This is a genomic window from Streptomyces sichuanensis (assembly GCF_020328095.1).
Taxonomy (GTDB): Bacteria; Actinomycetota; Actinomycetes; order Streptomycetales; family Streptomycetaceae; genus Streptomyces; species Streptomyces cinnamoneus.
Window position 1 is genome coordinate 1 of the sequence record NZ_JAIXMK010000133.1, and the last position, 11,907, is coordinate 11,907.

At 75.7% G+C, this 11,907-nt stretch carries 11 protein-coding genes and 1 pseudogene; 5 read left to right on the plus strand and 7 right to left on the minus strand.

The window, feature by feature from the left end; all coding sequences use genetic code 11:
• The 5 genes and pseudogenes from LE181_RS27500 to LE181_RS27520 form a co-directional block, all read right to left on the minus strand.
• A pseudogene (locus tag LE181_RS27500) lies at positions 1 to 1,875 on the minus strand (hypothetical protein); the annotation flags it as partial.
• Between the two features lie 55 nt (positions 1,876 to 1,930).
• Positions 1,931 to 2,854: a hypothetical protein gene (locus LE181_RS27505; RefSeq protein WP_372458513.1), complete on the minus strand. Its 924-nt coding sequence runs from the start codon at positions 2,852 to 2,854 to the stop codon at positions 1,931 to 1,933.
• Between the two features lie 270 nt (positions 2,855 to 3,124).
• Positions 3,125 to 4,648 carry a hypothetical protein gene (locus LE181_RS27510; protein WP_225664206.1) on the minus strand — a complete coding sequence of 508 codons (1,524 nt, stop codon included), beginning with the start codon at positions 4,646 to 4,648 and terminating at the stop codon, positions 3,125 to 3,127.
• 173 nt (positions 4,649 to 4,821) lie between these two features.
• Positions 4,822 to 5,790, minus strand: a complete 969-nt coding sequence (locus LE181_RS27515) for a DUF979 domain-containing protein (protein WP_225664207.1) — start codon at positions 5,788 to 5,790, stop codon at positions 4,822 to 4,824.
• Positions 5,787 to 6,494, minus strand: coding sequence for a DUF969 domain-containing protein (locus LE181_RS27520; protein WP_225664208.1), 708 nt, complete (start codon positions 6,492 to 6,494; stop codon positions 5,787 to 5,789). Before LE181_RS27520 ends, LE181_RS27515 begins: the two co-directional genes overlap by 4 nt.
• 174 nt (positions 6,495 to 6,668) lie before the next feature.
• Here LE181_RS27520 and LE181_RS27525 point away from each other — a divergent pair, with 174 nt between their 5' ends.
• From LE181_RS27525 to LE181_RS27540, 4 genes are read left to right on the plus strand one after another with little or no spacing between them, the layout of a single operon-like run.
• Positions 6,669 to 7,313, plus strand: coding sequence for a GntR family transcriptional regulator (locus LE181_RS27525; RefSeq protein ID WP_225664209.1), 645 nt, complete (start codon positions 6,669 to 6,671; stop codon positions 7,311 to 7,313).
• Complete coding sequence (locus tag LE181_RS27530) at positions 7,310 to 8,089, plus strand: LamB/YcsF family protein (protein WP_225664210.1); 780 nt, start codon at positions 7,310 to 7,312, stop codon at positions 8,087 to 8,089. The genes LE181_RS27525 and LE181_RS27530 overlap by 4 nt, the downstream gene beginning before the upstream one ends.
• A 23-nt stretch (positions 8,090 to 8,112) precedes the next feature.
• Entirely contained in the window at positions 8,113 to 8,727 is a 615-nt protein-coding gene (gene pxpB / locus LE181_RS27535; RefSeq protein ID WP_225664216.1) for a 5-oxoprolinase subunit PxpB, read from the plus strand.
• Positions 8,724 to 9,608 (plus strand): 5-oxoprolinase subunit C family protein, encoded by an 885-nt coding sequence (locus tag LE181_RS27540; protein WP_225664211.1) that lies wholly within the window; start codon positions 8,724 to 8,726, stop codon positions 9,606 to 9,608. Before pxpB ends, LE181_RS27540 begins: the two co-directional genes overlap by 4 nt.
• 106 nt (positions 9,609 to 9,714) lie before the next feature.
• Here LE181_RS27540 and LE181_RS27545 read toward each other — a convergent pair whose 3' ends face one another.
• Both LE181_RS27545 and LE181_RS27550 read right to left on the minus strand, forming a co-directional pair.
• The gene (locus LE181_RS27545; protein WP_225664212.1) at positions 9,715 to 10,860 is read right to left on the minus strand and encodes a glycosyltransferase family 4 protein; all 1,146 of its coding nucleotides are present in this window, start codon (positions 10,858 to 10,860) and stop codon (positions 9,715 to 9,717) included.
• Between the two features lie 73 nt (positions 10,861 to 10,933).
• Complete coding sequence (locus LE181_RS27550) at positions 10,934 to 11,092, minus strand: hypothetical protein (protein ID WP_225664213.1); 159 nt, start codon at positions 11,090 to 11,092, stop codon at positions 10,934 to 10,936.
• A gap of 176 nt (positions 11,093 to 11,268) precedes the next feature.
• On the opposite strand from LE181_RS27550, the gene LE181_RS27555 reads away from it, so the two are divergent.
• Entirely contained in the window at positions 11,269 to 11,706 is a 438-nt protein-coding gene (locus LE181_RS27555; RefSeq protein ID WP_225664214.1) for an SPW repeat protein, read from the plus strand.
• Positions 11,707 to 11,907 lie beyond the last annotated feature (201 nt).

Below are 11,907 nucleotides of genomic sequence, written 5' to 3' on the forward strand. Positions count from 1 at the left end.
CTGCGCCGGCAGCCGGCCGGCGGCCGGGTCCTGCGGCAGGCCCAGGAGCTCGACGACGCGCTGGTCGGAGGCGATGGACTCGGCGGCGCGGCGCTCGGCCCCGTAGGACGACTCGGCGGCCGTGGCGGCGTCGGAGGCGCGGGCCGCGGCCAGCTCGGCGCGGGTCTCGGCGGCGGCCGCCTCCTTGGCCCGCTCGGCCGCCTGGCGGGCCGTCTCGCGGGCCGATTCGTACGCGGCCACGGCCGGCTTCTCGGCGTCGCTGGCGGCGAGCGCGGCGCGGGCGGGGTCGGCGTCGGGGGCGCTGTCGTCGAGCCAGCCCGCGCGGACCGCCTCGGCGGTCTCCTGCTCGACCTCGGCCAGGCGCTGGCGCAGGTGCCCGGCCTCGCTGCGGGCGCGCTGCGCCTCGGTGGCGGCGGCGGTGGCGTCGCGGTGGGCGGCCTCGCCGGTCTCCTGCAGGACGGCTGAACGTTCCTCGTGCTCGTTGGCCAGCCGTTCGCCCTGCTCGGCGGCGGCGTTGAGGGCGCGGACGAGCTCGGTGGCGGCCCGGGAGCGGGCCGCGAGCGCCGGGGCGGCGTCCCGCTCGGCTTCGTGGATGGCGGCGGCCACGCGCGCGGAGCGGTCGGCGGCGGCGCGGTGGCGCAGCACGGTCTCGGCGGCCTGCCAGGCGGAGTGCAGCGTACGGGCGTCGTTGAGCTCGCGGCGCTGGGCGGCGGCGGCCTTCTCGGCGGCGGCCAGCGCCAGGGAGGCGTGGCGGTAGGCGAGCTCGGCGGCGACCAGGGAGTGGCGGCCTCGCTCGGACTCGGCGTCGGTGACGGCGTGCGCGGCGGCGGCGACCTGCTCGGCCAGCTCGACGGCCCGGCCGCGCTCCTCGGCGCCGCGCCCGGACAGGCTGCGGGCCAGGACGCGGGTGCGGCGCTCGGCGGCGGCGTGCACGCCACGGGCCTGCTCGCGGCGGCCGCCGGCCTCGCCGATGCGGGAGAGCAGGTCGAGGGAGCCGGCGGTGAAGTCGCGCTCGGCGGTCAGCTCGGCCCGCCGGCCCAGCTTGTGGGCGAAGCCGTGCACGAGGTCGGCGAGGCCGTCGGTGTCACGGGTGTCGGTGACGGCGCGCAGCAGCAGATCGGTGAAGTCGGAGTCGTTCTTGACGGCGAAGAGGCCGGCGGCCTCTCCCTCGTCGGCGTTCATCTCGCGCTGGTAGCGGAAGAGTTCGGGGTCCAGGCCGAGCTCGCCGAGGTGCTCGTTCCAGCGCTCGTGGATCTCCTCCCACACCACGTCCAGGTTGGGGTACGCCTTGCCGGCCTCGGTGAGGGCGTCGCGGAAGCCCTTCATGGTGCGGCGGCGGCCGCGCGCGCCGGAGGCGCCGTCGGCCGTGGGGCGCATGGCGGTGGACTCGGCGACGGGCAGCGCGTCCAGGCTCAGGCCGGGGCCGGGCCGGAAGGAGTACCACGCCTCGGCGAACTTGCGCGGGTCGTTGGAGACCTGGCGGCCGCGCCACTCGCTGACCTTGCCGACGACGATGGACTCGCCGGTCACGACGTGCTGCCACTCCAGGGCGACGTGGCCGCAGTCGTCGGCGAGGAGGAACTTGCGCAGCACGCCGGAGCTGGCGCCGCCCAGGGTGTTGCGGTGGCCCGGCAGCATGACCGAGAAGATCAGCTTGAGGAGGACGGACTTGCCGCCGCCGTTCTCCAGGAAGAGCACGCCGGCGGGGGCGGGGCGGCGCGGCGGGCCGACCGGCTCCTCCTCGAAGAACTCCGCCTGCGCGGGCGCGGGGGAGGGCACCGGCGCGCCCACTCCGCGCAGGTCCAGCACGGTGTCGGCGTAGCGCGCACCGGCGGGTCCGATGGAGTAGAGGCGGACCCGGGACAGCTCGTACATGGCGGCGGACTCTCGTTTGTCGCTGGTTTGACGGTTTGACGGTTGACGAGACGGTTTACGAGTGGAAGGGCAGGCCGGCGTCGGCGACCAGGTCGAGGTCGTCGGTGTCGTCCGGCGGGAGCAGGGTGGCGCTGCCGTCGCCGACCGGCACGACGCCCAGCTCCAGCAGCTCGGTCATGGCGGCGGTGCCCGCCATGTCGCGGACCTGCAGCTGGTAGCGGGCCGTGGTGCGGAAGGCGCCACCGGCGTCGTCGCCGGTGCGCTGCAGGAAGCCGGAGTCGACGAGGAAGGCGACGGCCTTGGCGATGATGCCGGTGGTGGAGCCGGCCAGGCGGCGGGCGTCCTTGGTGGCGCCGGTGGCGCTGCGGCGGGCGTAGACCCGCCAGGCGGCCTCCAGGGCGGGGGCGTCGGTGGCCGGGTCGGTGTTCTCGCCCTGCGCGGCGGCCTTCTCCTCCAGGCGGCGGCACGCCTGGCGGACGAACGCGTCGACGCCGTTGACGGTGATGCGGCCGATGTAGCCGTCGTCCGCGAGGTCCTCGGGGCGCGGGAAGGCCATGGCGGCGACGGCGAGGTGGGCCAGGCCGTGCAGGAAGCGGTCTCCGGAGTCGGCGGTGGCGCGGCGGGCGTAGTCGCCCATGCGGACGGCGAAGACGGAGTCCTCGGCGGCGGTGACGGCCATGCCGGCCCGGGTGGACACCTCCAGGACGATCAGCCCGAGGCCGGCGGCGACGGCGTCGGCGAGGCGTGCGAAGGCGGGGTCGTCGCGGTGGCGGCGCAGCAGCTCGGCGTAGTCGGCGTCGCGGGCGGGCTGCAGCTTGGGCTGCAGGCCGAACGCGATGAGGCGCGCGGCGTCGGCGGCGTCGGCGGGGGTCACCTGTGCGGTGCCGGTCGCCGCTCGGGGTTCGCCGGTCTCGCCGGTCTCGCCGGTTCCGCCGACGACGGGCTCGTCGGCCGGGGCGTCGGCGTCGTACTCAGTCACGGTGGGTGCTCCTGCTGGGGGTCAGTCCATGGGGTGGGGGCGGTTCGGCACCGCCGGGCCGCGCCGCGGGGGTTGCGCGCCGTCGCGGCGGGAGTGGGCCCCGGTCCCGCCCTTTCGCCGTTTCCCGGGGCTCCGCCCCGGCCCCGGGGCCCACGGCCCGCCGCAGCGGCGCTCGGCCACCGCGGCGTGGCCCGGCGGTGCCGGACCGGCCGTCACCCGGGGGGTTCGGCGCCGTGGAGCGGGCGGGCCCCGAAAGCCCGGCCCGGCGGCTCACGACGCCTCCGAACGGTCCGCGGCCATGCCGGCCGCGTCCAGCAGGGCCGTGCCGACGATCAGGTCGGCGCCGCCGAACTCCGGGTCGTCGAGGACGGTGCCGTCGTCGACGGCGAACAACAGGGACTGCTCGCCCTGGCGGTAGGCCGTGCCGACCGAGGGGCTGGCGGCGTGGACGGCCAGCAGGGCGACGAGGTAGGGCAGTTCGGGGTCCTGGCGGCGGGCCTCGGCCAGGAGGCCGGAGAGGCGGCGGGGCGCGTCCGGCGGAAGGGACAGCAGCTCCATGGCGACGGCCAGCTGCTCCTCGCTGAACCGGCTGTCGTCGGGGGTCTCGACGAGGTCGGGCTCCGGCATCTCGGCGCCGAGGTGCTCGCGCTCGGCGGGCGGCGTCAGCAGCATCTCGACGAGGTCGCCGACCCGGACCGAGGCGGGGGTGCGCAGACCCGTACCGCGGGCGAAGAAGGCGTCCGTGACGCGGCCGGCCTGCTCCAGGGGCAGCGGCAGCAGCGGGGCCAGGAGCTGGCCGTACAGGTCGAGGCCGGAGCGGGCGGTGGGCGTCGCGAACGCCTGACGGTCCTGCTCGGCGCGGAAGAGGGGGCCGGCCTCCAGGAGGCGGGACTGCAGCTGGGTGTGGCGGCGGATGCAGTCCTTGACGATGTCGACGAGCTCGGCGGCGCGCCGCTTGTTCTCGGGGTCCTCCGCCTCGTCGCGCGCCTTGCGGATGTTGGTGAGGATCGCGTTCTCGTGGCGGTAGCGGTCGGCGACGTGGTCGAGGGCCTCGGCGATCATGTCGGGGACGGCCTGCAGCCAGTCGACCGCGCGGACGTTGCGCCGCGTGGCGTCGAGGGTCTTGCGGAGGGTCTCGGCGTACTGGACGGTGCGGTAGCGGGCCTGCTCGGCGGCGAGCTGGGCGTCGGCCAGCCGGCCGCGGCTGATGAGGACCTCCAGCTTGACCTCGGCGGCGATCTGGGCGCTGGTGACGTCCGTGTCGAGGGCGCCGACGAGGACGTTGACGGCCTCGTCGGTGGTGCGCAGGAAGACCGTGCCGCCGGGGCCGGGGACCTCCTCGATGAGCTTGAAGTCGTAGTCGCGCCGCACGTACGCGCCGTCGGCGCCGAACGTGCCGTAGACGGCGCGGAAGCCGCGGTCGACGCTGCCGACGTTGATGAGGTTCTCCAGGACCCAGCGGGCGACGCGCTCGTGCTCGCCGTGGGGCCGCTCGGGCGCCTGGGCGGCGACGCGGGGCTGGAGCCTGGTGACTATCTGCTCGTGGTCGGCGCCGGTGTCGAAGTCCATGGTGAGCGTGACGAGGTCGATGGCGGCCAGCGCCACCTCCGCCATGGCGTAGACGCCGAACTCGCCCGCGAGGTTGGCCTTGCGCACGTCGAGGTCGTGCAGGGGGGCGGTGCAGGCGAGCGCACGCAGCCGCCGGGCCAGGCCCTCGTCGGCGGCCGGGCCCGGGGCTGGGCGTGAGGGCCCGTTGAGCTGGGGCGGAACGGCCGCCGGGGCTGCAGAAGTCACGTCGCACAGAGTAGGCGGTCGCACCGACAACGGACGAAACGGCACGGGCCCGCCGGAGTGCGGCGCTCCAGTTTAGGGCGGGCCCCCGCACACCCGTTCACAGGGGCCCGGGTCCGCGCACCGGAGCGATCAGGTCCGGTCCGGGCCGGATTCGACCGGACCTGATCGCACCATCAGACCGCAAAAGCGAACATGATGGCTATATTGCAGCCGAGCAGGACGAAAGCGGTCGGAAGTTGTGCCTTGATGGGCCCGTACTGGTCCTTGAGCTCCAGCAGGGCGGCGGGGACGAGGTTGTAGTTGGCCGCCATCGGGGTCACGAGCGTGCCGCAGAATCCCGCCAGCATGCCGACGGCGAGCACGGCGGCGGGGTTGCCGTGCGCCTGCTCCACCAGCACCGGCCAGCCGACGGCCGCCGTCAGCACGGGGAAGGCGGCGAAGGCGTTGCCCATGATGACGGTGAAGACGAACATGCCGGTGCAGTAGACGACGACCCCGAGGAGGACGGACCCCTCCGGCAGCACCGCGGTGGTGAGCCTGCGGACCTGGTCGCCGACCCCGGCGACGGAGAAGATCGCCCCGAGGGTGGCCAGCAGCTGGGGCAGCAGCATGGCCCACCCCATGGACTCCAGCATCGACCGTCCCGCGTGCAGGGGCGTGGACGGACGCTTCTCGCGCAGCATCACCATGGCGACGGCGAGGGCCACGAGCGAGCCGATGCCGAGGCCCAGGACGGTCTCGCTGCCCTTCTGCAGGACGGGCTCGCCGCCCACGTGGAGCCGCTTGACGCCGACCGCGCAGACCAGCGCGACGAGGGGGATGGTCAGGGCGGGCACGAAGAGCCCGTTGCCGTGCTTCCGCGCCCCGGCGGCGCGCTCCGCGGCCGTGGTGGTGCGGGGCGTGCCGCGCCCGGTGAAGCCGAAGCCGGCGAGGCCGGCCATGACGAGGACGGCGGCGCCCAGCGGTTCGGCCGGCGCCTTCTTCTCGGCCACCCAGGTGCCGTAGCAGAAGCCGAGGCCGAGCAGGCCCCAGAAGGCCGCGGTGCCCAGGCGCCGGGGGTTGCTCCGGTCGGTGAGCATCTGCGCGGCCATCACCAGGAAGACGCCGCCGACGAGCCAGAAGAACCATTCCGCTCGGATCATCGGGCCACTCCGTCGGGACGGGCGCGCTCCGGGGCGGGCCGCAGGGCGTGTTCCAGCCCGCGGTCGAGCCGCAGCAGCCGGCAGCCGTGGACGGCGAGGGCGCACAGGGCGGTCGGGACGGCCCAGAGCGCGAGGTCCAGCGGCTCCAGGTGCGTGTGGTAGGTCGTGTTGACGAATCCGGTGATCAGGAGGATCGAGCCGACGGCGAGGAAGACGTCCTCCCCGAAGAAGAAGCCGACGTTGTCGGCGCTCGCCGCGAAGGAACGCACCTTCTCCCGCGCCCGGTCGGTCAGCGGTCCGTGGCGGCGCTCCGCCGCCCCCTCGGCCATGGGCGCGGCGAGCGGGCGCACGGTCTGGGCGTGCCCGAGGACGCCGCCGAGGCCGACGGCCGCGGTGATCTGGCGCAGCAGGAGGTAGAGGGCGAGGAAGCGGCCGGCGGTGAGCCCGGCGAAGCGGGCGAGGAGGGCGCGGGCCTGTTCCTGGAGTCCGTGGCGTTCCAGGAGGCCGATGACGGGCAGGGTGATGGCGAAGACGGTCACGGCGCGGCTGGAGGCGAAGCCGGTGCCGAAGGCTGCCAGGACCCGCTGCGGGGAGAGCCCGCCCAGCAGGCCGGTGACGATGCCGGCCGCGCCGACCACCAGGAGGGGGTTGCGCCTCGTGGCGAAGCCGGCCACCACCACGAGGACGCCCAGGAGTACGAGCATGCGTGGGCCTTCCGCATTCTCGGACCTCACTCGACGAGGTGAGGCGACTGCGGAGGACGCTAAGATATTGTTCAACAATCCTCAATAGGCAATGCTGAACCCGTCGAAGGCCGAGACGGCTGGTTCCCCGGTACCGGCTGAAGCGGTCACTCCGTCGAGTCCGTGGGAGACGCCATGGCCCGGTCCACCGCTCAGCGCGTCGCCGCGACGCTGCGCGAGCGCATCGAGGGCGGCGCGCTGCCGCCCGGCACCCAGCTGTCGGAGGAGGCCCTGGGCCGGGAGCTCGGGGTGTCGCGCAACACGCTCCGCGAGGCGTTCCGGCTGCTGGTCCACGAGAGCCTGGTGGTGCACCTGCTGAACCGCGGCGTGTTCGTCCGCGTCCTGGAGCCCGCCGACGTCACGGACATCTACCGGGTCCGCGAGGCCCTGGAGACCGCGGGCGTACGGGCCGCCGGCACCGCCCCCGCCGCACGCCGGGAGGCGCTCGCCGAAGCGGTGGCGCAGGCCGAGCTGGCCGCGGACGCGGGGAACTGGCTGGAGGTGGGCTCGGCCGACCTGCGCTTCCACCGGGCGCTCGCCGCACTGGCCGGCAGCGAGCGCATCGACGCGGCGATGGACCGGCTGCTGGCCGAACTGCGGCTGGCCTTCCACGAGATGCCCTCGCCGCGCCACTTCCACGAGCCGTTCGTGGCCCGCAACCGTGCCCTCGCGCAGCTGCTCGCCGGCGGCGAGCACGCCCGGGCGGAGGCGGAGCTGACCGCTTATCTGGACGACGCCCGCCGGCTCATCCTCGACACCATGCGGGAGGCAGACCGATGACCGCACACCCCGCCGCGCTGCCCGTGCTCGACCTCAACGCCGACCTCGGCGAGGGCTTCGGCCGCTGGCACCTGACGGACGACGACGCCCTGCTGTCGGCCGTCACCAGCGCCAACGTCGCCTGCGGCTTCCACGCGGGCGACCCCTCCACCATGCGGTGGGTGTGCGAGCGCGCCGCCGAGCGCGGCGTGCGCATCGGCGCGCAGGTCTCCTACCGCGACCTCGCCGGCTTCGGACGCCGCGCCATGGACGTTCCCCCCGACGAGCTGGCCGACGAAATCACGTATCAGATCGGTGCGTTGCGGGCCTTCGCCCGGGCCGCCGGCTCCGACGTGACGTACGTGAAGCCGCACGGCGCGCTCTACAACCGCGTCGTCACCGACGCCGAGCAGGCCGCCGCCGTGGTCTCCGGCGTGCTGCGCGCCGGCGGACCGCTGCCGGTGCTGGGCCTGCCGGGCTCGCAGCTGCACGAGGCGGCCGTCCGGGCCGGGCTGCCCGTCGTGGCGGAGGCGTTCGCCGACCGCGCCTACACCGCCCTCGGCACGCTCGTCCCGCGCCGGCAGCCGGGGGCCGTCGTGCTCGACCCCGAGGCCGTCATCGCGCGTTCCGTCCGGCTGGCCCGCGAGCAGGCGGTCACCGCGCTCACCGGCGAGGAGGTCGCCGTCCGCGCCCGCTCGTTGTGCGTGCACGGCGACACCCCCGGGGCGGCGCTGCTCGCGCGGCGCGTGCGGGAGGGGCTGACGGCCGCGGGCGTCCGCGTCGAGGCGTTCGCGTGACGGGCGCCGGGCGGCCCGCGCCGCTGCGGGCGCTTCCCGTCGGGCCGCAGGCCCTGCTGGTGGAGGTCGCCACCGCCGAGGAGGCCCAGGCCCTGCACGCCGAGCTGCTGCGGCGGCGCGCCGCGGGCGCCCTGCCGCCGGTGCGCGAGATCGTTCCGGCCGCCCGGACCGTCCTGCTGGACGGCCTCGCCGACCCGCACGCCCTCGCCGCCGACCTGGCGTCCTGGAACGTTCCGCCGCTACCGGCCGCCGGCGCCGAGCCCGTGGTGCTGCCCGTCCGCTACGACGGGGCCGACCTGGCGGAGGTCGCGGCGCTGTGGGGCGTGGGCGAGGACGAGGTCGTCGCCTTGCACACCGGCACCGAGTTCCGCGTCGCCTTCTGCGGCTTCGCGCCCGGCTTCGGCTATCTGACGGGCCTGCCCGAGCGGCTGCACGTGCCCCGCCGGGCCACCCCGCGCACGGCCGTGCCCGCCGGGTCCGTGGGCCTGGCCGGCCCGTACACCGGCGTCTACCCGCGCTCCTCCCCCGGCGGCTGGCAGCTCATCGGCCGGACGGACGCCGTGCTGTGGGACCCCGGGCGGGAGCCCGCGGCCCTGCTCGCGCCCGGTACGCGGGTGCGCTTCGAGGAGCGCCCATGAGGAGCGTCACCGTCGTGCGGGCCGGGGCGCTGACGACCGTGCAGGACCTGGGCCGTCCGGGCCACGCCCACCTGGGCGTGCCGCGTTCGGGCGCCCTCGACGAACCGGCGCACCGCATCGCCAACCGTCTCGTCGGCAATCCGGCGCACTGCGCCACGCTGGAGACCACCGTGGGCGGCTGTGCGGTGCGGGCCGGTGCGGCCGTGACCGTCGCCGTGACGGGGGCGCCCTGCCCGGTGCTGGTCGACGGCCGCCCGGTGGCGTGGGGTGCGGCCGTGCGCGTGCCCGCGGGGGCGGTGCTCGACGTGGGGGCGGCGAGTGCGGGGGTGCGCAGCTACGTCGCGTTCGCCGGCGGGGTCGCGGTGGAGCCGGTGCTGGGCAGCCGTTCCCGGGACCTGCTGTCCGGACTGGGGCCGGAGCCCCTGGCCGACGGTGTCGCGCTGCCGCTCGGCGACCCCTGCGGGCCGTCGGCGGGCGCCGACGCCGTGCCCTGGCCCGGGCCGCCCGTCGGCGGGCTCGTGCTGCCGGTCGTCCTCGGGCCGCGCCACGACTGGTTCACGCCGGAGGCGCTGTCCGTGACGCTGCCGGGCGGTGGCTTCCGGGTCTCCGCGGCCAGCAACCGCATCGGCCTGCGGACGGAGGGGCCCGCCCTGGCCCGGGCCCGTACCGGGGAACTCCCCAGCGAGGGCATGGTGCTGGGGGCGGTGCAGGTCCCGCCGGACGGGCATCCGGTCGTCTTCCTGGCCGACCACCCGACGACCGGGGGCTATCCCGTGGTCGGCGTGGTGCCCGGACCGGCTCTCGCCGCGGTGGCCCAGGCCCGGCCGGGAACACCGGTGCGGTTCGTGCCGACGCGGGGACGAGCGGGGCGGGCGGGATGAGCCGTGCGCGGCCCGGGCGGCCCGTACGGGCGGCACGCCGAAGGGACGTCGCACGGGCCGGTACCGGCGCGGGTGCCGGCTCCGCGGTGCCCCGGGACGGCAGTCCTCACGCCGGGACCCCGTGCCCGGCCCGCCGCGCCAGCACCTCCCCGTAGTGCTCCAGCAGCAGGTCGCCGACCGCCTCCCAGGTGCGGCCCCGGACGGCTGCGCGGCCGGCGCGGCCGTACGCGGCGCGGGTGCGGCGCCCGGCCTCCAGAGTGAGGACCGCGTCGCGCAGGGCCTCCCCGTCATAGGGGCGGACGAGGAGGCCGGTGCGGGCGTGGTCGACGAGGTCGACGGGACCGCCGGCGGCGGGGGCGACGACGGGCACGCCGCTGGCCTGCGCCTCCTGCAGGGTCTGGCAGAAGGTCTCCTGCGGTCCGGGATGGACGAAGACGTCCAGCGAGGCGAAGATGCGGGCGAGTTCGTCGCCGGTGCGGGTGCCCAGGAAGCGCGCACCGGGCAGGAGGGCGCGCAGCCGTCCCGCATGCGGGCCGTCGCCCGCGACGACGACGCGGATGTTTGGCAGGGCGCACAGGGGCGCCAGTAATTCGACGTGCTTCTCCGGTGCGAGGCGGCCGACGTAGCCGACGATCAGCTCGCCGCCGGGCGCGAGGGCGCGGCGCAGGTCCACGTCGCGCCGGGCCGGGTGGAAGCGCTCGGAGTCCACGCCACGGGGCCACAGCCGCACCCGGGGCACGCCGTGGGCGGCCAGGTCGCGGGCAGCGGCCGCGGAGGGGGCCAGGGTGCGGTCGGCGGCGCGGTGGATGGTGCGGATGCGGTGCCAGGCGTAGCCCTCGCCCATGCCGAGGTACGTCCGGGCGTAGCCGCCGAGGTCGGTCTGGTAGACGGCGACGACGGGCACGGCGAGCCGTGCGGCGGCCGTCATGGCCCGGGCTCCGAGGACGAAGGGGCTGGCGAGGTGCACGATGTCGGGCCGGTGGGCCGCGAGCACGGCGGCGGGCCGGCGGCTGGGCAGGGCGACGCGGATCTGCCGGTAGCCGGGCATCGGCACCGACGGCACGCGCACCACGCGGCACGGGCCGGACCCGCCCGCCCCCGCATCGGGCCCGTCGGTGCCCTGTGGGGCGGCAGGTGCCACCACGAGCGGCTCGTGTCCCCGCAGCAGCAGGTGCCGGGCGGTCTGCCAGGCGCAGTGCGCGACGCCGTTGACGTCGGGCGGAAACGATTCGGTGACGATGACGACACGCATACGCCTGTTGTCGGCGTCCTGCGCGTGGCGCGGGCCACGTGGATCTTTCCGCCCGGGGAACGTCCCGTGAGCGTCAGTCCACGCCGCGGACGATGTGGGACTCCGCGTCGTCCTCGTCGCCGGTGTGGTGGTGACCGGGGCGATCGTCCCGGTCGGCCCGGCGCGCCCTCGCGGGTGCTTCCGGGGCTCCGGCGGGGCGTTCGCGCTCCTGCGCCCTCGTGGGCTCTTCCATGGCGGGTTTCTCCCCCCTGGGGTGCGGTTCCTGACCGCATAGCCTTCCCCGTCCGAGGGGTCGATATGCCGCGCCTTCGGACCAGGTGTCACTTCCTACCGCCAACAGGGTGAATTAACGGGCAATTGGGTTAAAATGCAAGCAGGTCCGACCCACACGGAAAGAAGGTGGCTGACGTGACCGCCCCTACGTCGCCCCGGATCGATCAGCACCCGGACATCATGGCGCTCCGCGCCCACTCCGAGGAGACGACGGCGACCCCCGCCGCCCAGGCCGTCGAGGCCCTTGCCGTCCTCTGTGGCGTCTATCTGGCCGCCTCACCATGGATTGTGGGCTTCAACGGCTTCACCACCCTGGCCATCAATAACCTGATCTGCGGGGTCGCCTTCGCTTGCCTGGTCGGCGGCTTCGGGCCCGCGTATGAGCGGACGCACTCCATGAGCTGGGCAGCGCTCGGTCTCGCCCTCTGGACGATCGTGACCCCGTGGGTCGTGGCGGGCAACGCCGCGTTCATCACCCCCGCGATCGTGAGCAACATCGTCGTCGGCATCGTCGCATGCCTGACCGCCCTGGCCCTGGCGGGACTGGGCGTCAGCCGGGGCCGACGCCTCTGACCGCCCGAACCTCCGCACCACCTCAACACCGGCCCCCGCCGACCCGGTCGGCGGGGGCCGTCGTGCACCCCGCCCACCGACATGGCCCCGCCGCTACTCCGGCTGCTGCGCGCGCTCCGGCTGCCCCGCGGGAGCGGCGGCGACCGGGTGCCCGGCACCGGGCGGCCGGGGCTGGGCCGGGATGACACCGGCCGGCCGGTC